Below are 19,494 nucleotides of genomic sequence, written 5' to 3' on the forward strand. Positions count from 1 at the left end.
ACAAGAAGCAATGGAAAAGGGGAGAACGACATGCTGAAAAACGAAACACTGCGCAGAGATGCAGATGCCATCATCCGTGCCAGCCTGAACGCTGTTCTGCCGGACGAAGCGGTGCGCCGCGCGCTGAAAAATTTCCGGCCGCAGGGCGGCAGGGTGCTGCTGGTGGCTGCCGGTAAGGCAGCATGGCAGATGGCCCATGCTGCAGTGAGATTTCTTGGCCGGGTGGATGGCGGTGTGGTCGTGACCAAATACGGCCACGTGAAGGGCACGATCTCCGGCGTGGATTGCTGTGAAGCCGGGCACCCCGTGCCAGATGAGAATGGCTTTGCCGCCACCCGGAAAGCGCTGGAACTGGTGCAGGGCTTAACGGCAGAGGATACGGTGCTGTTTCTGCTGTCCGGCGGAGGCAGTGCACTGTTTGAGAAGCCGCTGATTCCCGGCGCAGAGCTGCAGCAGATCACGGGCCAGCTGCTTGCCAGCGGTGCCGATATCGTGGAGATGAACACCATTCGCAAGCGCCTGTCCGGGGTCAAGGGCGGGCGATTTGCACAGAGCTGTGCGCCCGCGCAGGTGTTCAGCATCGTGCTCAGTGATATTCTGGGCGACCCGCTGGATATGATCGCCAGCGGCCCGGCGGTGCCGGATACCTCCACCTGTGCACAGGCCCTTGCCATTGCGGAAAAATATCACCTGCAGCTTTCGGCACAGGCCAAGGCTCTGCTGGCACAGGAGACTCCAAAGGTGCTGGACCGTGTTGCCACGCAGATCACCGGAAGCGTGCGGGAGCTGTGCAGCGCAGCAGCCAACGCCTGCCGGGAGCTGGGCTATGAGCCGGTGATCTTGACCGACAGGCTCTGCTGTGAAGCGCGGGAGGCTGGCAGCTTCCTTGGTTCCATAGCCCGCACCCACGCGGGGCAGGGCAAAAAGCTGGCCTTTCTTGCAGGCGGTGAGACGGTCGTCCACCTGACCGGAACAGGTCTGGGCGGGCGCAATCAGGAGCTGGCCCTTGCTGCAGCACCAATGATCGCCGGGCTGGATGCAGCGGTCTTTTCGGTGGGCAGCGATGGCACCGACGGCCCAACCGATGCTGCGGGCGGCTATGTGGACGGCAGCACGGCCGCGGCACTGGCGCAGAACCAGCTGAAGGTGTACGATGTGCTGCAGAACAACGATGCCTACCATGCCCTCAAGGCGGTGGATGGGCTGATCATCACCGGCGCGACCGGCACGAATGTCAACGATGTGGCCGTGGTGCTGATCGGAAATCAAGGATAGAACAAAGCCACCGGGAGTTCTCTGCAAAAGCGGAAAGCTCCCGGTGGCTTTTTGTGTGATACAGGGAATGGACTTTTTAGAAATTTTCCTCCGGTGCAGCAGACGGGGCGGTGATGTCCCGGTAAAAGACGGCCCACGCGGATTCCTCATAGGGGCGCAGGAAGAAGCCAATGCGTAGCGGAACCTTGAACAGCATGCAGGCAATTGCCAGCGGGAAATGCGGAAAGTACTCGGCAGAACAGAGCGCCAGAAGGCTCCAAAGGCGGCGGAAGGCCGCTCTGTGCGCGAATCGACCGTTTTCAGGCGTGAATCGACCATTTCGTGCATTGACACCCATTTTTCGGAAATGGTATAATTTCTCTGGGAAGATATAAGAAAAGTAGAGGGAACAGCTTATGAAACAGCGGAGGAAGAATATCCTTCTTGGGGCAGGGCTTGTTCTGGTAATGCTGCTCAGTATTGTGGCATACAGCCGCTATACCCAGCGCCAGATCCACCACGAGAGCACGCAAAATCTGCTTTCCACCTATGGGCAGGTAAGCAAGACCTTTACCATGTTTGTGCAGCGCAACTGGAATATCCTTGAGATCTGGTCTGATGATCTTGCGCAGCTGGCAGAGGAAACGAATACCGAGGTAAAGTGGCGCAGATATGTGAACGAAAAAGCCAACTGGCAGTACAGCGAGGTGGCCCTGTTCAACGCGGATGATCAGTTCTGGACGGTCAGCGGCAGACGGGGAGATGCCCCGCATATGCAGTCTGCGCTGGAAGAAGTATACACTATGGACGGCCCTATCGTGACCAGCTACATTTCCAGTAAGGGTGTGCGCAAGGTCATGTTTGCCCAGCAGATCGAGCCTGTCACGATGGATAGCGTTACCTATACCTCGCTGGCGATCTGCTACGATAACTCCGTACTGGAAAACATGCTGGGCGGCTTGGCTTATGAGGGACAGAGCGATTGCTACATTGTTCGCTCCAATGGCAATATCGTGCTTTCCACCGAGCCGAAGAGCGAGATCCCGGAGCAGATGACCAACCTGTTCGACTATCTGGAAGCAAACGTCAAGGCCGACCAGCCGTATTTTGACGAGATGCGCAAGAACCTGCCGCTGCAGTACAAAGGCAGTGTGAGCTATACCTTCAACCGCAAGCGCTACTATATGGTATACCAGCCGGTAGGTGTAAAAGACTGGGCCATCATCGGCATTGTGCCCACCAATGTGATGGACGCGGGAATGCGCCAGGTGCAAATGTTTACCATTGCACTGCTGGCAGTGCTGTCTCTGATGATCTTGGGCGGTATCGGAAAGATCTTCTATGATAAGGAAAAAACGCGAAAAGAAAAAGCGGAAGCGGAACGGATAGAGCTACAGCGCCGCAAGGAACTTACGGAACAGATGTTCCACGGGATGGCCCGCATCGTGGACCGGTTTGTGGTGTGTGATCTGGAAAATGACCGCTATGAATACCACGAGCGCAGGAGAAAGGAGCTGTACCCGACCGAGGGCAGCTATCTGGATCTGCTCAGCTGGCTGTCCCGGCAGTATGTGATCCTGACCGACGGCGAGAACGCAAAGCTCGTGCAGATGCTTGCACCGGAAAACCTGCGTGCAAAGCTCAAAGAGGAAAAGGACAGCATCAAGTTCGAATATGCCACCCGTGACCGCAAAAACTTTTTGATGATGACGGTGGTGCCTGTCGGCTGGCAGAATGGCCGTCTGACCCAGATCATAATGATCTCGCAGGATATGAGCGGCCAGCACATTCTGCAGGAACTTGCCAACACGGACGGCCTGACCGGCCTGCTGAACAAGCGCTATTTTGATGCTGTGACCCGTGCACTGGTCCACCAGGAACAGGCGTTTGTGCTGTTCTATCTGGATCTGGATCGTTTCAAGTCAGTCAACGATACCTATGGACACGAGGTGGGCGACAAGCTGCTGCAGGCGGTGGCAAAGCGCCTGCAAAGCTGCATTCGCAATCAAGATTATGCGTTTCGCATGGGCGGCGATGAATTTGCCCTGCTGACCATTGGCGCAATGTCCCCGGAAGAGGCCCACCGCAAGGTCGAGCTTATCTGTAAGACTGTTGCAGCACCCTATCATGTTGCAGGCAGTCTTCTGACGATCGGCACCAGCTGCGGCTTTGCCCTTTACCCGGAAGAAGGCACGGATACAGACAAGATCACCCGTCTGGCTGACCAGCGGATGTATAAGCACAAGCAAAAGAACCACGCCCTGCAGGATCATGGATCATAGGGGTAAAAAATAAGGTGCTGTCCGCATAGACAGCACCTTGTTTTTATGGTTTACATGTGCAGCAGGCTGCGCTGCTCGCTGGCGCGGAACTTGAGTGCCGCAGCAATGAATGCCTTGAACAGCGGGTGAGCACGGTTTGGACGGCTCTTGAACTCCGGGTGGAACTGTGCGCCCAAATGGAAGTCACGGCCGGGCAGCTCTACAGTCTCTACCAGACGACCGTCGGGGCTTGTGCCGGAAATGACAAGACCGGCGTCCTGCATCTCCTGACGGAACTCGTTGTTGAACTCGTAGCGGTGGCGGTGGCGCTCCCAGATCTCGGCCTCGCCGTAGCACTCGGCCATCTTGGTGCCGGGCATCACCTTGCAGGGGTATTTACCCAGACGCATGGTGCCGCCCTTGGGAATGTTGCCCTGCTGGTCGGCCATCAGGGCAATCACATTGTGCTTGCCATCCGGGGTGAACTCGCTGGAATTTGCATCCTTGTAGCCCAGAACGCCCCGGGCAAACTCCATCACCATGATCTGCATGCCAAGGCAGATGCCAAAGTAGGGAACATGGTTCTCGCGGGCATACTGTGCAGCCTGGATCATGCCCTCAATGCCGCGGTCGCCGAAACCGCCGGGTACGATGATGCCGTCCACATCTGCAAAGGCTTCCTTGCAGGCGGCCTGGTCGGTCAGGTCTTCACTTTCCACCCACTTGATCTCTACCTGACTGTCGTTCTCAAAGCCGGCGTGGTACAGGCTCTCCATCACGGAGAGGTAAGCGTCGTGCAGCTTGACGTATTTGCCCACCAGTGCAATGCTGCAGGTCTTGCTGCGGGTGGCAATGCGGCTGACCACCTGCTTCCACTCGGTCAGGTCGGCAGCGGGCACATCCAGCTTGAGCTTCTGCACCACTACCTCGTCCAGACCACCGGTGTGCAGCATCAGCGGGCACTGGTACAGGCTGGGCATGGTCAGGTTCTCGATCACGCACTCCGGCTTCACATTGCAGAAAGTGCTGATCTTGCGGCGGATGTCGCCGCCCACACTGCCGTCTGCGCGCAGGATGATGATGTCCGGGTTCACGCCCATGCCCTGCAGCTCTTTCACAGAGTGCTGTGCGGGCTTGGATTTGTACTCGTCCGAGCCGGAAATGTAGGGCACCAGCACCACATGGATGTAGCAGCAGTTGTCGCGGCCCTGCTCCAGACCCACCTGACGGATGGCCTCGAGGAAGGGCTGGCTCTCGATATCACCGGTCGTGCCGCCGATCTCAGTAATGACCACGTCAGCCTCGGTGGAAGAGGCCAGATTGTAGATGTAGCTCTTGATCTCGTTGGTGATGTGGGGAATGATCTGCACGGTCTGGCCCAGATATGCACCCTGACGTTCCTTGTTCAGTACGTTCCAGTACACCTTGCCGGTGGTCAGGTTGGAGTATTTGTTCAGATTCTCGTCGATAAAGCGCTCGTAGTGGCCCAGATCCAGATCGGTCTCAGTGCCATCGTCGGTCACGAACACCTCACCGTGCTGCAGCGGGCTCATGGTGCCGGGATCCACATTCACATAGGGGTCCAGCTTCTGGCTGGCCACCTTCAGACCGCGGCACTTGAGCAGACGGCCCAGCGATGCGGCTGTGATGCCCTTGCCAAGGCCGGAGACGACACCGCCGGTGACAAAGATGAATTTGGTTTGTTTCTCTGCCATAGAATTTCCTCCTCTATTTTTGTTTTTCTGAATTCTTTCCCTTATAAACCTTTGTGAATTCTTTCAGGTGAACGGTCTTGCTCTCAGCCTTTCCCAAAATGAGCCGGTGAAAGCAAGGATACTTTTCCCAATCCAATATTATACACCCATGTCCTCATAATTTTCAAGGACTTCCTGTGCAATTTCTGTGCGGTCACGACGGGTATCCATGGCCTGTTTTTCTATGTAGCGGTGCGCCTCGGCTTCGGTCATGTGCTCGTGCTCCACAAGGCAGCATTTTGCCCGGCTGACCAGCCGCACCTGTGCAATCTTTTCCTGTAAGCGGGCGTTCTCCTGCCGGGCACGCAGCAGCCGGTGGTTGCCCGCCGCCGCCATGTGCATGGCCTGCACAAAAAAGGCGGTGCTGAAGGGCTTTGACAGCAGCAATACCCCCTGCTCGCTCAAAGGCCCCAAAAGCTGCTCAGCCTGTGCGGCCTTGACCAGAAACACTACACCGGCATCTGTTTTTTCCACAGCATTGATGCACACCTCATGCCCGAATTCATCGGGCAGGGGAGAGTTGACCACGATCAGCTCAAAATCCGATTCCGTCATGCGCCGCCGGGCTTCGGCCCCGCTGGGAATGATCACCGGGCGGCTGTAGCCCATTTCGGTCAGCCGTGCAGCGATATACTCGTTGGAGCTTGCACCGGCACTTACGATCAGTGCACGTCCCATTTCCTTCGCTCCTTTCTCCTACACACTCTCTTTTGCAGGGGTCAGATGGCGTTGAAGTAATGGGTACGCTCGTACTCAACAGGGTCGGACGCGTGTTTCAGTGCTTCGCAGCGCTTCAGTTCTTCCGTAAAGTAGCGGCTGGCAAGCTGCTCGGGCAGCACTCTGCGCAAAAATTCGCTCTCCTCCGCAGCCTGCACGGCCTCTTCCAGACTGGCGGGCAGAGTCTCGAGACCGAGCCCCTCAGCCATGGAGGGGTCGAACAGATTCTTGTTCACGGGGGCAGAGAGCACCATGCGGTTCTCGATGCCGTCCAATCCGGCAGCCAGAACCAGACCAATGGCCAGATAGGGGTTGCAGGCAGGGTCCGGGCTGCGCAGCTCCATGCGGCAGTTGTCACCCTTTACCTGTGGGATGCGCACCAGCTGGCTGCGGTTCTGGCGGCTCCAGCTCACATAGCGGGGCGCTTCATCGCAGCCAAAGCGCTGATAGCTGTTGGGCAGAGGGTTGGTGAACACGGTCAGCTCCCGGCTGTGGGCCAGCACACCGGCCATAAAGCTGCCTGCAACGCTGTCCGGGGCAATGTCGCCCTCAAACAGGTTGCGGCCATCCATGTAAAGGGACAGGTTGATGTGCAGGCCGCTGCCTGCCTGATCCGGCAGGGGCTTGGGCAGGAAGCTTGCATGGATGCCGCTGCGGGTGGCAATGGCGCGCACGATCTGCTTGAACATCATCACGTTGTCGGCGGTCTTGAGGGGGCCTGCGTGGTGGCAGTCGATCTCGTTCTGGCCGTTGCCGCTTTCGTGATGGCTGTGCTGAGGGCTCATGCCCATCTGCTCCATAGTCAGGCAGATGTCCCGGCGGAGGTTCTCGCCTGCGTCCAGCGGGGCCACGTCAAAGTAGCCGCCAAAGTCGATGGGGATACGGGTGGGGCGGCCCCGGTCATCATTCTCGAACAGGTAGAACTCACACTCTGCGCCCACATTGCAGGTGATGCCCAGCTTTTTGAATTTTCGGTTCACGCTGCGCAGAAAGCCGCGGCAGTTGCCGCCAAAGGGCTGGCCGTCCGGCTTTTCCACATCACAGAAGAACTGCATCACCCGGCCCTCGGTAGGCCGCCAGGGGAGAATGGTCACGGTGGAAAGATCCGGCCGCAGCACAAGGTCGCTTTCCTCCACCTTCATAAAGCCGGCAATGGAGCTGCCGTCGAAGCAGACACCGTCTTCCAGAGCTTTGGGCAGATCGCTTGCCAGCACGGCAATGTTCTTCTGAGTGCCAAAGATATCGCAGAAGGCAAAGCGCACAAATTTGACGTTGTTGTCCTCCACAAAATCAAGGATGTCCTGTTGGGTCGAATAGCTCATAATGGTTTCCCTTTCAAATAAAACGCCTAAAGGCCTGCCCTCAGAATGGGAGCAGGTCTTTAGGCTGGTGTAAGAAATAGGAAAAGGAGAATGGCAATTTTAAATTCCGCAGCCTACGGATGCTATTCTGCTGTTACGCTGATGAAAGATCAGACGTAGTAGAGCATCTTGCTGTAGCTGGGCAGAGGCCAATAATCCTCACCGCAGATGGTCTCGGCATCGTCCGCAGCGGCACGCAGAGCATCCATTGCAGGCAGCACGTTGTCGTGGAAAGCAACGGCCTTTTCTGCCTCGGTGGGCAATGCCTTGGAAGCATCCACTGCATCCTGCAGGGTATCGACGGCGTCGCTCATAGCATCGGCATCAGCAGAGAGCTTGGTCAGGGCCTTGGTCTCACTGCGCACGCTGATGTTCTCGCTGACGGCCAGTTTGGATGCTGCAGTATTGGCAAGCTCGCTCATGTAGGAGTTGACGGCAGGCAGCAGCTGCTTGCGGGCCATTTCCAGCATGGTCAGAGCCTCGATGTTGATGATCTTGGAGTAGTGCTCCATCTCCACCTCGTAGCGGCTCTCCATCTCTACCTTGGTCAGCACGCCGAACTCTTCCATCAGGGCAATGTTCTTGGGCTCGATCAGGGCAGGCAGAGCAGCGGGGGTGTTCTTCTTGTTGGGCAGACCGCGCTTTGCGGCTTCCTCTTCCCACTCGGCAGTGTAGCCGTTGCCGTTGAAGATGACGCGGCGGTGGTCGCGGATGGTGCGCTTGACCAGAGCAATCACGGCGCTGGTAAAGTCCTCAGCGCTCTCCAGCTCGTCGGCGTAGCCCTTCAGTTCCTTTGCAACGGCGGTGTTCAGGATGGTGTTGGCATCACTCAGGTTCTCAGCGGAACCGGGCATACGGAACTCGAACTTGTTGCCGGTGAAGGCAAAGGGAGAGGTACGGTTGCGGTCGGTGGTATCCTTGCTGAACTTGGGCAGGACATCAACGCCCAGATCCATCTTCATCTTGACGGGGCCGGCATAGGGGGAATCGGATGCGATGGCATCGATGACAGCTTCCAGCTCTTCGCCCACGAAGATGGAAATGATAGCCGGAGGTGCCTCGTTGGCACCCAGACGGTGATCGTTGCCGGGAGTGGCAACGGAGGTGCGCAGCAGATCGGCGTACTCGTCAACAGCCTTGATGACAGCAGCCAGGAACACCAGGAACTGCAGGTTCTCCATGGGGGTGTCGCCCGGGTCGAGCAGGTTCTCGTGGGTGGTGGACATGGACCAGTTGTTATGCTTGCCGCTGCCGTTCACGCCCTCAAAAGGCTTCTCATGCTGCAGGCAGACCAGACCGTACTTGGGAGCGATCTTCTTCATCATCTCCATCGTCAGCAGGTTGTGGTCGATGGCAACGTTGGTGGTGTCGAAGATGGGAGCCAGCTCATGCTGGCAGGGAGCAACTTCGTTGTGCTTGGTCTTGGCGGGAATGCCCAGCTTCCACAGCTCTTCGTCCAGCTCCTTCATAAACTCGGAGACCTCGGGACGAATGACACCGAAGTAGTGCTCTTCCAGCTCCTGACCCTTGGCAGAGGGGGCACCGAACAGGGTGCGGCCGGTGAGGATCAGATCCTGACGGGCCTCGTAATCCTCCTTCTTAATAAGGAAGTACTCCTGCTCGGGGCCGACGGTGGTGGAGACGTAATCCACATCCTTGCCGAACAGCTTCAGGATACGGACCGCCTGATTGGACAGTGCGTTCATGGAACGCAGCAGCGGGGTCTTCTTATCCAGAGCCTCGCCGGTGTAGCTGACGAATGCGGTGGGGATGCACAGCACGTCATCCTTCACGAATGCGTAGCTGGTGGGGTCCCATGCAGTGTAGCCGCGGGCCTCGCAGGTGGCGCGCAGACCGCCGGAGGGGAAGGAAGATGCATCGGGCTCGCCACGCACCAGCTCCTTGCCGGAGAACTCCATGATGGCGGTGCCGTCGCCCACAGGGGAAACAAAGCCATCGTGCTTCTCACTGGTGATGCCGGTCAGTGGCTGGAACCAGTGGGTGTAGTGGGTGGCACCCAGCTCCATGGCCCAGCGCTTCATCACGCTGGCCACAACGTTTGCCACCTCAATGTCCAGCGGAGCACCCTTGTGCAGGGTGTTCTTCAGGCTCTTATAAGTTGCGCTCGGCAGGCGCTCCTTCATCACATGTTCGTTAAAGACCTTGCTGCCGTAGATTTCCATAACATTCGCTGCCATAAATCCTACTCCTTACTTGATCTTATTTTCTTACCCTTTCGTCTGCATTCTGGTCTGCCGCAATGCCGCACCCAGAAGTACGAAAGCATCTTAACAAAAACGGCGCTGCGAGTCAGGAGGTGACCCACAGCGCCGTTGCTGTCTATGGTTTGATTATAGCCGCTGCCGGGCAAAAAGGCAATTGACAAATCTGACGATTCTGTACAAACAGCTTCCTGCATTTTTGGAGCATCCGCACTTGGTATGACTTTTGAACCTTTAAACCGGAACAGAACGATTTGGAATTGCCTCCGCTGACGAGTTGCGGCCCCAGCGTCTGCGGCGGCCCTTGGGCGGGCCTTGCATCCTGCTGGCCGCTGCCCCAACCTCGCCTCCCTGTTTCCGCCGCAGGCGGCGGTCGGCTCCGTTGCACTCTGGCAATATCAGCGGAAATAATATTTTTAAATTTTGCAGTTCCGGCAGGCCTGCGGGCCCGCCGGAACTGTTTTTTCACGGGAGGAGTCGTTACGGACAATTGCATTTGCAAAACCTAGGCTTATCCGTTGCGTGACAGCCGCAGATGCTACTACCCGCTACGACCCCTTTTGTGAAAATGTGTTTGGAGCGTCCCGCAGGACGCGACAAACGCCAATATAAAAATAATATTTCCTTTAAATATGCCCAGAGCGAAGCGGAGGGCATTCTAAATGGTCAGATCACCTGGAACAAAAAGAACTTGAGGTAGTTGGTCTCCGGCACGCCCCACAGGATGGGGTGGTCCGGGGCCTGCTGCTTCACCTCGATCTGCCGCAGCTGGCGGTGCGCATCCTTTGCAGCGGCGCGCAGCATCTTGATGAACAGCTCCTCGGTGGCAAAGTGGGAGCAGCTGGCAGTTGCCAGATAGCCGCCGCGGGGCAGCAGCTTCATGGCACGGTAGTTGATCTCCTTGTAACCGCGCATGGCGTTCTCCACAGTGCGGCGCGCCTTGGTAAAGGCCGGCGGGTCCAGAATGATAAAATCGTAGGGGTGTCCCTCTCTTTCCAAGCGGGGCAGCAGCTCAAAGGTGTCCTCGCACAAAAAGTCCATATTGGTCAGCCCGTTGCGCTGGGCATTGCGCTGCGCCATGGCAATGGCCTCGGCGCTGATGTCGGCGGCGGTCACACGGGCAGCGCCGCCCGCAGCGGCGTTCAGTGCAAAGCTGCCGGTATGGGTAAAGCAGTCCAGCACGGTGTGGCCTGCGGCAAGACGTGCCACCGCCCGGCGGTTGTACTTCTGATCAAGGAAGAAGCCGGTCTTCTGGCCATTCTCAAAGTCCACATGATAGTAAATTCCGTTCTCGCAGATCTCGGTCTGGGTGCTTGCCGGGTGAGTCTCACCGGGCAGCTCAAACCAGCCTTTGTTCTGCTCAAGACCTTCCTTTGCACGCAGAGTCTCATCGTTGCGCTCGTAGATGCCGTCGATGGTCTGGCCGTCGGCGCGCAGGACTTCTGCCAGAATGGGGAAGAGGACGGGCTTGAGCTTTTCCATGCCCACGCTCAGGGTCTGGGTGACGAGGATGTTGCTGAACCGGTCCACAGTCAGGCCGGGGAACTGGTCGGCTTCGCCAAAAATGACGCGGCAGGCAGAAAGGTCGGCGGGCTCCAGCACGGTTTTTCGGTAGTTCCATGCATATTCCACCCGGCGGCGCCAGAACGCAGCATCAAAGGTGTCGTTGGCATTGCGGGAGATCAGCCGCACGCGGATCTTGCTCTTGAGCGAAACGAAGCCGGTGCCAAGGTAGGAACCCTTGGTGCTGACCACATCGGCCAGCGTGCCGTTTTCCGGCTCATTTTCCGGGGAATGGAGGATGTCGTTCTCATACACCCAGGGGTGCCCGCCCACCAGCAGGCCCTCGGCGTGTTTGTTGACGGTATACACAGGGTAAGCGCGTTCTTTCATATGGTTCTCCTTATCATGGACGATCTCCCTTCGTCCCGCGTTCGCAGACAGAAGGAGTAAAAATCTACTCTTTATAATAGCACAAAATCATGTTATTATAAATAAGAAATGCCAAAAAACCGCATGAAAGAGGGATGCATTATGGAAATCGAACGCAAATGGATGGTGAAGGGCTGGCCGGAGGGGCTGCCCCTCAGGGAGGAATTTGCCATGCGGCAGGGCTATATCAGCGTGCGGCCCACTGTGCGCATCCGGGAAGAAGCCCTCACCGGCGGCAGAACGGACTACATCCTCTGCTTCAAATCCGGGGGCGGCCTTGCCCGCGAGGAGATCGAGCGCAGCATCGACAAAGCGCTGTTTGAGGATCTGGAACACAAGATCATCGGCAAACCTCTCATTCCGAAGCTGCGCCGCAGCTACACCCTGCCGGACGGTTCTGTGCTGGAAGTGAACCATGTGGACGAAGGCCAGCCCACCGAGTTCTGGTATGCCGAGGTGGAGTACCCCACAGTGGAAGCAGCCCTTGCATGGCAGCCGGAAAGCTGCGGCCTTGGCGATTACCTTAAGGATGAAGTGACGAACCAGCCCGGCCAGAGCATGGGCGAATACTGGGTGGAGACAAGAGGATGAAAAAAGTAAAACTCAAACTGGAACTGCAGTACAACTCCCCGGTGATCCTCACATTTTTCCTGCTGTCACTTCTGGTGCTGTTCCTCGACCAGTGGACGGACGGGTGGACGACGATGCATCTGTTCTGTGTCTACCGCTCCTCGCTGAAGGACCCGCTGTTCTACATCCGGCTGTTCGGCCATGTGCTGGGCCATGCCAGCTGGGACCACTTTCTGAATAACATGCTGCTGCTGCTCGTTGTTGGCCCGCCAATGGAAGAAAAGTACGGCAGCAAGCCGCTTTTGTGCGGCATGGTGTTCACCGCTCTGGTCACCGGCGTGCTGCAATGCGTGCTGTTCCCACGTTCGGGGCTGCTGGGCGCGTCCGGCATCGTGTTCATGCTCATCATGCTTTCGTCGCTGGCGGGCTTCTCCGGCGGCATCCCGGTCACCATGCTGCTGGTTGCAGCGCTGTACTTTGGTCAGCAGGTGTACGATATCATTTTTGTGCACGACAATGTAGCAAACTTCATGCACATTGTGGGCGGCTTATGCGGCACTGCCTTTGGCTACTACAGTGCGTTGCACAGCCGCCGCAGGCCGGCAAAAGCGGTGAAGTTTTCCAGCACGAACAGCCGCCGGAAGCGCTGAACCCACTGTGGACATAGGCTGATTTTGAAAAATTTGCAAACATGTATTGACAAACGAAAAATCTGTGGTTTAATATAGCAAAATTCAATACACTAAACCGTTGAAGTGGAGATAACGGCGAACCATGCCTGTACAGAGAGCCTGCGCAGCTGAGAAGCAGACCGGAAACAGTTCGTCAAGGAAAGTGTGACTTTGCGTTATATTTTCCCGAAATGGACCGCTGAGGGTGCAGGGAACTGCGGAGAACTTTCGCCGCACAGTATTCTGCAACGTAGGGCATACGTCAGTTGCCGGGGATGTGTTGGCATCCCGCCAAGTGCATGGGGTCATGCCCATGAAGTCAGGGTGGCACCGCGGATAAAAGGCCAAATTTTTTTCGTCCTTGACAGAAGAGAATTCTTCTGTTAGGGGCGTTTTTCTTTTCCACTCCCTCGGCAGAAGAGCCGGGGGAGTTTTTGTTTTAGGGCTCCCTTGTTTCCGGCACCAAGGCTCATGCCTGCGGCTGCGGCCACGAAACCCTGAACAAAACAAATGCACCCGGTTGCTGCGGTTCTGCCCACAGGCCGGGTGCATTTTATATTTTAGGAAACATTACAGGTCACTGCGCGGGGAAGCAGCCATGGCCCAGAAGTTCAGCTCGTGCTCCGAGCAGGCATGGAAGATCTCGCGGCAGCGGGCAAGGCGCTCGTCGCTCAGGCCTTCGCAGACTTTTTCTGCAAACGCGGCCCAGTCGCGGCAGGCAGCCTCATAGCCCTTGTCAGCATAGTCCACCACCAGTGCACCATAAAGGGTATCCTGCACGGAAGGCTTTTCTTCCAGCAGTTTCTGGAAGATCCAGCCATAGCTCAGCATACAGGGCAGGCAGGCCATCATGCACTCGGCTGCGCCCTCGCCGTTTTTGGCGGCTTCGATCATAGAGTCTACATAGGCACGGTTCTCCGGCCGCAGCGGCAGGCTCTGGATGCCTTCATCGGTCAGTCCAAAGTGCCTGAGATAGTGCAGGCGGGCTGCATCCTCGCTCTCATTCACGAAGGAAAGCAGGGAATAGTAGGTGCGGATGGTCTGCATATCCTTTGCCTTGGTCATGCCCCAGGCAAACACCTTGGCATATTCCCGCAGGTAAAGACTGTCCTCCACGATGTAGCCCTTGAAGCAGGCTTCATCCAGTGTGCCATCCGCAAGGTGGGTCAGAAATTCTGAGTGCAGGCATTTCTCCCACACAGGCAGACTTTCCTGCACCAGCTGCTGCACAAAGGTCTGCTCACTCACCCACAAACTCTCCCTTCAGTGCAAACATATGGTCCATCGGGCCGGAGCCGTGGCCCAGATCCAGCATGGCAGAAAGACAGCCGGAAATGTAGGCCTTTGCGCGCTCCACCGATGCATCCAGATCATAGCCCTTTGCCAGATTGGACGCAATGGCGCTGGATAGGGTGCAGCCGGTGCCGTGGGTATTGGGGTTTGCAATGCGCTTGCCGCGGAACCATTTGCCGCAGCCGTCCCGCCACAGAAGGTCGTCGGCATCGTTGATCTGGTGGCCGCCCTTGCACAGCACGGCACAGTGGTATTTCTCGCTGATCAGCCTTGCAGCGGCCTCCATTCCGGCCGCATCGGTGATCTTCATGCCGGAAAGGATCTCAGCCTCCGGAATGTTGGGGGTGACCACCTCTGCCATGGGCAGCAGCTTTTCGGTCAGTGCCTGCACGGCATCGTCCCGCAGCAGCTTGGAGCCGGAGGTGGCAACCATCACCGGGTCCACCACGATATGCTTTGCGCCGTAGGTGTGCAGCTTTTCGGCGATCACACCGATCAGCTCTGCCGAGGATACCATGCCGATCTTGACGGCATCCGGGTAGATGTCGGTAAAAATGGCATCGATCTCCTGTGCCAGAAATTCGGGCGTGGCTTCAAAAATGCCGGTCACACCTGTGGTGTTCTGGGCAGTCAGTGCGGTAATAGCGCTCATGGCGTACACGCCGTTTGCAGTCATGGTTTTGATATCGGCCTGGATGCCAGCACCGCCGCTGGAATCGCTGCCGGCAATCGTCAATGCAGTTTTCATGGTTACAACTTCCTTTGCAAAAAATGCGGAAATGCCCGCAAGGAGGCATCTCCGCACTTTGAAGCAGCAGTATCTCCCTACGTTGGCATTGTCCAAATCAGGTCACAGGTCTGGGCAAACAGCCCACTCTCAGCCTGCTTTTGCAGGCTCCCTTTTTTCTGCGTTCAAGAATACCACAGTGCCGCTGCATTTGCAAGGGGATGGCCCTTTTCAATCGGCCCGCTGCGTGGTAAAATGGAAAAAACAAAGGGGGAAATACCATGAACATCACGGTCTATCTTGGAGCAAATGCGGGCAATGATCCTGCGCTGGCGGCAGCTGTCCGGGAACTGGGCAGCTGGATCGGTGCAAACGGGCACCGCCTTGTGTACGGCGGCTCCCGCAGCGGCCTGATGGGTCAGCTTGCCCAGAGCGCGCTGGACGCAGGCGGCACGGTGACCGGTGTGGAACCGCAGTTCTTTGTGCAGCAGGAGCTGCAGCACGATGGCCTGACCGAGCTGATCGTCACCAAGGACATGACCGAGCGCAAGACGAAGATGATCGAGCTGGGCGATGCCTTCATCGCATTCCCCGGCGGCACCGGCACGCTGGAAGAGATCGCAGAGGTAATGTCCAAGGTCTCGCTGGGCCAGTTGGACGCGCCCTGCATCCTGTATGATCTGAACGGCTACTACGACAGCCTGAAAGCACTGCTTGCCAAAATGATCGAGAAAGGCCTTTCCACGCCGCAGCGCCAACAGGGCATCCGATTTGCGGCGAATCTGGAAGAGATCACAACAATTTTGAATAAAGCCTAAAAGGAAACGCTTCCCCGGCCGGGAAGCGTTTCCTTTTTATATCATTCTCCCAGTGCAGTGCGGATATTTGCCAGCACCTTCTGGCTCAGCAGCACAAAAGCCTGCTTGGTGCGTCCGGCAGAAACATTCGCGCAATGCACATTCTCACGTGCAAAGAAGTCTTCACCCACCGGGCCGGCAGCGGCACGGGTGTCACAGAAGAAGTGGGTGCCCGGCAGAGCAAGCCACTGTTCCAGAGCAGCAGAGTCAAAGCCCGGACCGATGGAGGTGTTGAACAGTACCTTGCCTGCGCCCAGCTGTGCAAATTCGTCCTTGCCCAACAGCAGTACGTTCTTGTTCAGGCAGGTGAACACCACCTCGCTCTCGGTCAGCAGCTGTGCCAGCGGCTTATAGGCCATGCCCACAGCTTCGGCATCCGGCTTGCGGGTGCGGCTGTAATAGGCAATGTCGGCACCCATGAACTGCAGCGCGTCGGCGATCATTTTGCCGGACACACCCAGCCCGATGATGCCTGCCTTCAGCCCGGTGATCTCCACCGGCTCGTCCCGCAGCATGGGCATCCCAAAACCGTGCAGGATGCCGGTGAGCTCATGCAGGACGTACTCCACAACGCCGCGGTCGCCGTAGTCCCGGATGCCCAGCACTTTGATGCCGCGGGTGCGGGCGTAGGCGATATCCACATTGGCGCTTTCCTCAGAATACAGGCTGCAGCACATGCCGATGTAACGGATATTCGGGCAGCGCTCGATCACATTTTTGCCCATGCGGGAGGTGTAGCTCAAAAGCACGGCATCGGCATCTCCGATGCGCTGCACGATTTCGTCGTCGCTGGCCGGGATATCGCGGTACAGCACCACTTCTTTTGCGTACTGATGCAGCTCTTCCTCGGCGGAAGGAATCAGGCTTACCGGCTCAATGGCCACCAGTTTGTTGAACATCTGCAAAGCCCTCCTTTAATAGAAGCATACGGGGGAGGAGAGGTTGCGCAGCAGGGCAACTACGCTCCAACCGGCAATGGCGCTGGTGGAAGAGCAGATATCCACCACGGCCTTCACGCCCTCGATCTCGGCGGTGATGCAGTGGTCGTCGCCCACCCAGCCGGGTACCGAGTGCATGGTCACGCCGGTGATCTCCGGGCCGGTGGTGGCCAGCGAGGTGGCAACAGCCACATTCACGCGGCGGGGGAAGGTGGCAATGGCCTGCTTGGCATTGCCGGTGAACACGGTGGTCTTTTCGGTATCGGTCAGCAGGTGGTCGGCCCATACCGGCGTGTTGCGGAAGCCCTTGGCTCCGGTGTGGGTCTCAATGCCTGCCGTCTCGGCCAGCTTCTGCGCCTCGGCCATCAGGGTGACGGTCTGCAGCACATCAAAGCCGCCAATGGCACCGCTTGCCAGATGCACCTTGGCACCGCCCTCCACGGCAGCGGCCTTGACCTGCTCGTAAAAATCAAGGTCCGCAAAGGCACCAATGGAGATGATGACCAGATTCACGCCGTTTTTCAGTACAGGCACAGCCATGGCGCGCACAGCCTCCACCGAAGCAGTCTCCACAATGTATTCCGGCTGCAGTGTCAGCAGAGCATCCACATCATCGCAGACGGGACAGCCGACCTCGGCGGCAAGTTTTTCTGCCGAAGCACGGGTGCGGCTGGTCACGCCCACCAGCTCATAGTCCGGCAGCAGACCGTTCTTCCATGCGTTGGCCACAATGCCGCCCAGAAAGCCGCAGCCTACAATGCCAAATTTTGTTTTCATATCCTAAACTCCTTTTTCTGCTTTTTCCAAAGAAAACAGCATATTCCATTGCAGTATATCATATCAAAACAAAAAATGATATAATAAGGTGCAAGAAAGGAGAAGGCTATGTCGAAAACAAAGGAGCTTTTCTGGACGTTTTTCAAAATTGGAGCGTTCACGTTTGGCGGAGGCTACGCCATGGTAGCCCTGCTGCAGAATGAGTTTGTAGAAGAGAAAAAGTGGGTAACAAAAGAAGAATTTCTGGACATGGTGGCAATTGCGGAGTCTACGCCCGGCCCGGTGGCGGTGAACAGTGCCACCTATATCGGCTACAAGATCGAGGGTGCGGCAGGTGCGGCAGCGTCCACGGTGGCGGTATGTCTTCCGTCCTTCGCGGTCATTTATCTGATCTCGCTGTTTTTTGACCAGTTCCTCCGCCTGTCGGTGGTGGCAAGTGCGTTCCACGGCATTCAGGTGTGTGTGATCTATCTGATCCTCTCGGCGGGCCTGAAAATGCTGAAGCAGCTGGAACACAGCGTCTTCAATATTGTCATCCTGACCACGGTTGCGGCAGCAATGGTGGGCTGTTCCATTGCAGCAGTGTCCTTCTCTTCCATTTTTTACATCCTGTTCAGCGGTGCGGCCGGGCTGCTGGTGTATGCAGTACAGCAGCTGCGGAAGGGGGAGAAGAAGCCGTGATCTATGTAGAACTTTTCTGGAATTTTCTCATGATTGGCGCGCTGTCCTTTGGCGGCGGCTACGGGATGATCTCGCTGGTGCGGGAAACGGTCTTAGGACACGGCTGGCTGACGGAAGGCGAATTTCTCAGCTTCATTGCCGTGTCGGAATCCACACCCGGCCCGCTGGCTATCAATATGGCTACCTTCATCGGCGCTTCACAGGGCGGCTTCTGGGGTGCGCTGTGTGCGACGCTGGGTGTGGTGCTGCCGTCCTTTGTCATTATCCTGCTCGTTGCATCGGTGCTGCAGAACTTGATGAAGTATGCCGGTGTCAACGCAGTTCTTGGCGGCGTTCGTCCCTGTGTGGTGGCGATGATCCTTGCAACTGCAGTCAACATGGCGCTTTCTACGCTGGCCGGGTTTGCAGCGGACAAGGCAGGCATTGCACCGGATCTCCGTTCCATTGTGGTGTTCCTGCTGCTGTGGGGGCTGCATGCCCTTTGCCGCCGGAAAAAGGGCAAAGCACCATCGCCCATTGGGATGATCCTGCTCTCTGCAGGACTAGGAATCCTGTTCTGGGGAATATAAGAATAAGCATTGCACGCTGCCTGAGGGGCATCCTGCTTCTGATGACAGCTTCTGAAAAATGCGCCGGGAGGTTCCCAATAAACCTTTCCGGCGCATTTTGCTACAAAAAGCCGGGCACAGAAAAAATTCCGTGCCCGGCTTGATCGTTCCTTGAACTGGGTGCGCTGCCTGATTATGCGGCAACAGAAGAAGCAGCTTCGCTGGAAGCAGCCTCACTGGAAGCGGCCTCAGAAGAAGCGGCCTCGCTGGAAGCAGCCTCAGAAGAAGAACCGTTCTCCTCTGCAACAGCGGAAGAAGTGTTCTCCTCGGCCTCAGCAGCAACAGAAGTGCTGGTAGAAGCAGCCTCGGAAGAGGATGCAGCAGTGGAGGAAGCAGAACCGCCGCAAGCGGTCATGCCAACAGCCAGAGCCAGAGCAACAACAGCAACACAAACATTCTTGAGTTTCATATCTAAAATCTCCTTGCCATACGCAAATGTATTTTGCAGAAGGCCCTACAGGAAGTGCCTTTCTGCAAGTGGATATTCTAGTCTTTTTTGCGAAAAAATCAAGAGCTTTTTTGGCTAAGAAGTGAGATTTCAATGATAATCTACGATTTTGTTATAATTTATCGCTAAAAGTCAAAGAGTTTTTGTTAAACTGATCGAAGCACAGGAAAACTCAGGAAAGAATTTTTTACCGCGTTGTAATCCCTTTGTAATTTCTTTCATTATTTGTTCATTTGAATCAAGACGGGAATGCATGTTTCCTGAAGAGAAATAAAGATGAAGTACTATGTTACATTGACCGGACTCAACTACCGCTTCGGCACTCAGCCGTTTACAGTAGGCCAGAAGATAAAGCTGGTCAAAGAACCGGAGAATGACTTTGACAGCGAAGAAGATGCCATCGCATTCTGACAGAAAAGCCCG

General features: G+C 56.7%; 19 protein-coding genes and 1 riboswitch. Of the genes, 8 read left to right on the forward strand and 11 right to left on the reverse strand.

Annotated features, from left to right (window positions below):
• Nucleotides 1-30 precede the first annotated feature (30 nt).
• Nucleotides 31-1,275 (forward strand): glycerate kinase, encoded by a 1,245-nt coding sequence (locus DXA66_RS04205; protein WP_118526998.1) that lies wholly within the window; start codon nucleotides 31-33, stop codon nucleotides 1,273-1,275.
• Between the two features lie 76 nt (nucleotides 1,276-1,351).
• On the opposite strand, the gene DXA66_RS14055 is transcribed toward DXA66_RS04205, so the two are convergent.
• Nucleotides 1,352-1,612 (reverse strand): hypothetical protein, encoded by a 261-nt coding sequence (locus tag DXA66_RS14055; protein WP_147365143.1) that lies wholly within the window; start codon nucleotides 1,610-1,612, stop codon nucleotides 1,352-1,354.
• A gap of 58 nt (nucleotides 1,613-1,670) precedes the next feature.
• Between DXA66_RS14055 and DXA66_RS04210 the strand changes: the two genes are divergently transcribed.
• Nucleotides 1,671-3,536, forward strand: coding sequence for a diguanylate cyclase domain-containing protein (locus DXA66_RS04210; RefSeq protein WP_118527000.1), 1,866 nt, complete (start codon nucleotides 1,671-1,673; stop codon nucleotides 3,534-3,536).
• Between the two features lie 50 nt (nucleotides 3,537-3,586).
• Here the strand turns inward: DXA66_RS04210 and DXA66_RS04215 are convergent, their stop codons facing one another.
• The 5 genes from DXA66_RS04215 to DXA66_RS04235 form a co-directional block, all read right to left on the reverse strand.
• Entirely contained in the window at nucleotides 3,587-5,230 is a 1,644-nt protein-coding gene (locus DXA66_RS04215; RefSeq protein ID WP_118527002.1) for a CTP synthase, read from the reverse strand.
• 138 nt (nucleotides 5,231-5,368) lie between these two features.
• Nucleotides 5,369-5,947, reverse strand: coding sequence for an ANTAR domain-containing response regulator (locus tag DXA66_RS04220; RefSeq protein WP_005937320.1), 579 nt, complete (start codon nucleotides 5,945-5,947; stop codon nucleotides 5,369-5,371).
• Nucleotides 5,948-5,988: 41 nt separating this feature from the next.
• Nucleotides 5,989-7,308 carry a glutamine synthetase family protein gene (locus tag DXA66_RS04225; protein WP_118527004.1) on the reverse strand — a complete coding sequence of 440 codons (1,320 nt, stop codon included), beginning with the start codon at nucleotides 7,306-7,308 and terminating at the stop codon, nucleotides 5,989-5,991.
• Nucleotides 7,309-7,457: 149 nt separating this feature from the next.
• On the reverse strand, nucleotides 7,458-9,545 hold the full coding sequence (locus DXA66_RS04230; protein WP_118527006.1) for a glutamine synthetase III: 2,088 nt from the start codon (nucleotides 9,543-9,545) through the stop codon (nucleotides 7,458-7,460).
• A 690-nt stretch (nucleotides 9,546-10,235) separates the two neighbouring features.
• Nucleotides 10,236-11,462: a class I SAM-dependent rRNA methyltransferase gene (locus DXA66_RS04235; protein ID WP_118527008.1), complete on the reverse strand. Its 1,227-nt coding sequence runs from the start codon at nucleotides 11,460-11,462 to the stop codon at nucleotides 10,236-10,238.
• 141 nt (nucleotides 11,463-11,603) lie between these two features.
• On the opposite strand from DXA66_RS04235, the gene DXA66_RS04240 reads away from it, so the two are divergent.
• Both DXA66_RS04240 and DXA66_RS04245 read left to right on the forward strand, forming a co-directional pair.
• Nucleotides 11,604-12,092, forward strand: a complete 489-nt coding sequence (locus DXA66_RS04240) for a CYTH domain-containing protein (RefSeq protein ID WP_118527011.1) — start codon at nucleotides 11,604-11,606, stop codon at nucleotides 12,090-12,092.
• Entirely contained in the window at nucleotides 12,089-12,721 is a 633-nt protein-coding gene (locus DXA66_RS04245) for a rhomboid family intramembrane serine protease (RefSeq protein ID WP_005941761.1), read from the forward strand. Before DXA66_RS04240 ends, DXA66_RS04245 begins: the two co-directional genes overlap by 4 nt.
• Nucleotides 12,722-13,312: 591 nt before the next feature.
• Here DXA66_RS04245 and DXA66_RS04250 read toward each other — a convergent pair.
• Together DXA66_RS04250 and thiD are read right to left on the reverse strand one after the other, a co-directional pair.
• Nucleotides 13,313-13,990 carry a TENA/THI-4 family protein gene (locus tag DXA66_RS04250; RefSeq protein WP_118527013.1) on the reverse strand — a complete coding sequence of 226 codons (678 nt, stop codon included), beginning with the start codon at nucleotides 13,988-13,990 and terminating at the stop codon, nucleotides 13,313-13,315.
• Complete coding sequence (gene thiD, locus DXA66_RS04255) at nucleotides 13,983-14,783, reverse strand: bifunctional hydroxymethylpyrimidine kinase/phosphomethylpyrimidine kinase (RefSeq protein ID WP_118527015.1); 801 nt, start codon at nucleotides 14,781-14,783, stop codon at nucleotides 13,983-13,985. Before thiD ends, DXA66_RS04250 begins: the two co-directional genes overlap by 8 nt.
• A gap of 57 nt (nucleotides 14,784-14,840) precedes the next feature.
• Nucleotides 14,841-14,947: riboswitch (TPP riboswitch) on the reverse strand.
• Between the two features lie 96 nt (nucleotides 14,948-15,043).
• Here thiD and DXA66_RS04260 point away from each other — a divergent pair.
• Nucleotides 15,044-15,580, forward strand: a complete 537-nt coding sequence (locus tag DXA66_RS04260; RefSeq protein ID WP_118527017.1) for a TIGR00730 family Rossman fold protein — start codon at nucleotides 15,044-15,046, stop codon at nucleotides 15,578-15,580.
• A 41-nt stretch (nucleotides 15,581-15,621) separates the two neighbouring features.
• On the opposite strand, the gene DXA66_RS04265 is transcribed toward DXA66_RS04260, so the two are convergent.
• Nucleotides 15,622-16,518 carry a D-isomer specific 2-hydroxyacid dehydrogenase family protein gene (locus DXA66_RS04265; RefSeq protein WP_118527019.1) on the reverse strand — a complete coding sequence of 299 codons (897 nt, stop codon included), beginning with the start codon at nucleotides 16,516-16,518 and terminating at the stop codon, nucleotides 15,622-15,624.
• A 15-nt stretch (nucleotides 16,519-16,533) separates the two neighbouring features.
• Complete coding sequence (locus tag DXA66_RS04270) at nucleotides 16,534-17,334, reverse strand: aspartate dehydrogenase domain-containing protein (protein ID WP_118527021.1); 801 nt, start codon at nucleotides 17,332-17,334, stop codon at nucleotides 16,534-16,536.
• 108 nt (nucleotides 17,335-17,442) lie between these two features.
• On the opposite strand from DXA66_RS04270, the gene DXA66_RS04275 reads away from it, so the two are divergent.
• Both DXA66_RS04275 and DXA66_RS04280 read left to right on the forward strand, forming a co-directional pair.
• Nucleotides 17,443-18,015 (forward strand): chromate transporter, encoded by a 573-nt coding sequence (locus DXA66_RS04275; protein WP_097777853.1) that lies wholly within the window; start codon nucleotides 17,443-17,445, stop codon nucleotides 18,013-18,015.
• Nucleotides 18,012-18,584: a chromate transporter gene (locus tag DXA66_RS04280; protein ID WP_118527023.1), complete on the forward strand. Its 573-nt coding sequence runs from the start codon at nucleotides 18,012-18,014 to the stop codon at nucleotides 18,582-18,584. Before DXA66_RS04275 ends, DXA66_RS04280 begins: the two co-directional genes overlap by 4 nt.
• A gap of 172 nt (nucleotides 18,585-18,756) precedes the next feature.
• Here the strand turns inward: DXA66_RS04280 and DXA66_RS04285 are convergent, their stop codons facing one another.
• Nucleotides 18,757-19,032 carry a hypothetical protein gene (locus DXA66_RS04285; RefSeq protein ID WP_118527025.1) on the reverse strand — a complete coding sequence of 92 codons (276 nt, stop codon included), beginning with the start codon at nucleotides 19,030-19,032 and terminating at the stop codon, nucleotides 18,757-18,759.
• A 315-nt stretch (nucleotides 19,033-19,347) separates the two neighbouring features.
• On the opposite strand from DXA66_RS04285, the gene DXA66_RS14650 reads away from it, so the two are divergent.
• Nucleotides 19,348-19,482 carry a hypothetical protein gene (locus DXA66_RS14650; RefSeq protein WP_256372182.1) on the forward strand — a complete coding sequence of 45 codons (135 nt, stop codon included), beginning with the start codon at nucleotides 19,348-19,350 and terminating at the stop codon, nucleotides 19,480-19,482.
• Nucleotides 19,483-19,494: the final 12 nt, after the last annotated feature.

The organism is Faecalibacterium sp. OF03-6AC (assembly GCF_003478175.1).
Lineage (GTDB): Bacteria > Bacillota > Clostridia > Oscillospirales > Ruminococcaceae > Faecalibacterium > Faecalibacterium taiwanense.

Excerpts from the sequence above, each read along its gene's own strand:
- DXA66_RS04285 (WP_118527025.1), bottom strand. The coding sequence starts at position 19,032 with ATGAAACTCAAGAATGTTTGTGTTGCTGTTGTTGCTCTGGCTCTGGCT.
- DXA66_RS04240 (WP_118527011.1), top strand. The coding sequence starts at position 11,604 with ATGGAAATCGAACGCAAATGGATGGTGAAGGGCTGGCCGGAGGGGCTG.
- DXA66_RS04275 (WP_097777853.1), top strand. The coding sequence starts at position 17,443 with ATGTCGAAAACAAAGGAGCTTTTCTGGACGTTTTTCAAAATTGGAGCG.
- DXA66_RS14055 (WP_147365143.1), bottom strand. The coding sequence starts at position 1,612 with ATGGGTGTCAATGCACGAAATGGTCGATTCACGCCTGAAAACGGTCGA.
- DXA66_RS04225 (WP_118527004.1), bottom strand. The coding sequence starts at position 7,308 with ATGAGCTATTCGACCCAACAGGACATCCTTGATTTTGTGGAGGACAAC.
- DXA66_RS04215 (WP_118527002.1), bottom strand. The coding sequence starts at position 5,230 with ATGGCAGAGAAACAAACCAAATTCATCTTTGTCACCGGCGGTGTCGTC.
- DXA66_RS04235 (WP_118527008.1), bottom strand. The coding sequence starts at position 11,462 with ATGAAAGAACGCGCTTACCCTGTGTATACCGTCAACAAACACGCCGAG.
- thiD (WP_118527015.1), bottom strand. The coding sequence starts at position 14,783 with ATGAAAACTGCATTGACGATTGCCGGCAGCGATTCCAGCGGCGGTGCT.
- DXA66_RS04210 (WP_118527000.1), top strand. The coding sequence starts at position 1,671 with ATGAAACAGCGGAGGAAGAATATCCTTCTTGGGGCAGGGCTTGTTCTG.
- DXA66_RS04230 (WP_118527006.1), bottom strand. The coding sequence starts at position 9,545 with ATGGCAGCGAATGTTATGGAAATCTACGGCAGCAAGGTCTTTAACGAA.
- DXA66_RS04265 (WP_118527019.1), bottom strand. The coding sequence starts at position 16,518 with ATGTTCAACAAACTGGTGGCCATTGAGCCGGTAAGCCTGATTCCTTCC.
- DXA66_RS04270 (WP_118527021.1), bottom strand. The coding sequence starts at position 17,334 with ATGAAAACAAAATTTGGCATTGTAGGCTGCGGCTTTCTGGGCGGCATT.
- DXA66_RS04205 (WP_118526998.1), top strand. The coding sequence starts at position 31 with ATGCTGAAAAACGAAACACTGCGCAGAGATGCAGATGCCATCATCCGT.
- DXA66_RS04245 (WP_005941761.1), top strand. The coding sequence starts at position 12,089 with ATGAAAAAAGTAAAACTCAAACTGGAACTGCAGTACAACTCCCCGGTG.
- DXA66_RS04260 (WP_118527017.1), top strand. The coding sequence starts at position 15,044 with ATGAACATCACGGTCTATCTTGGAGCAAATGCGGGCAATGATCCTGCG.
- DXA66_RS04220 (WP_005937320.1), bottom strand. The coding sequence starts at position 5,947 with ATGGGACGTGCACTGATCGTAAGTGCCGGTGCAAGCTCCAACGAGTAT.
- DXA66_RS14650 (WP_256372182.1), top strand. The coding sequence starts at position 19,348 with ATGAAGTACTATGTTACATTGACCGGACTCAACTACCGCTTCGGCACT.